Below are 520 nucleotides of genomic sequence, written 5' to 3'. Positions count from 1 at the left end.
CTAAAGTTCTTCCCATTCCAATTAGCCGATTTAAGGAGTGAAATAAAGGAAGGAATGAGGAGGATAGGAAAAGAATTTAGGCTATACAATTTGAGGAGCTTCTTCGCCTCTTACATGGCTAAAGCCAGAGTATCTCCTTTTATTATAAATGTGTTACAAGAGAGGATGAGTCCAGGGCAATTTAAAATACTCCAGCAGCGCTATTTCATAATTTCAGATATAGAAATGAAGAAGATATATGAAGAGAAAGCTCCCAAGCTCCTTAATAAATTCTGAAGGTAATTGTACTATTTCTTAAGTGTGGTTTAAAAAAGAATACAATATTACCAATATATGTTAACATTACGTTATCAGGATGTTATCATATGATAATTACAGTTAACGCTTGTTAACACTAAGAAGCCTTGATATTCTCGAGATTAAGAATTAAGAATATATATTCTTGTTAACTATATGATAACGAGGTGATAACAATAGCGGGTAAGCTTATTGCATTTAGAGCTGATGAAGAGACTTACAA

General features: G+C 32.7%; 1 pseudogene. It reads left to right on the top strand.

Annotated elements, in window-relative coordinates:
• A pseudogene (locus ACP5GV_RS08155) lies at positions 1–276 on the top strand (integrase); the annotation flags it as partial.
• Between the last annotated feature and the right edge of the window lie 244 nt (positions 277–520).

Source organism: Caldisphaera sp., assembly GCF_049974385.1.
In the GTDB taxonomy this organism is placed as follows: Archaea; Thermoproteota; Thermoprotei_A; order Sulfolobales; family Acidilobaceae; genus Caldisphaera.
Note: the sequence above shows the minus strand (reverse complement) of the source record. Positions and strands in the feature narration are given on the sequence as shown.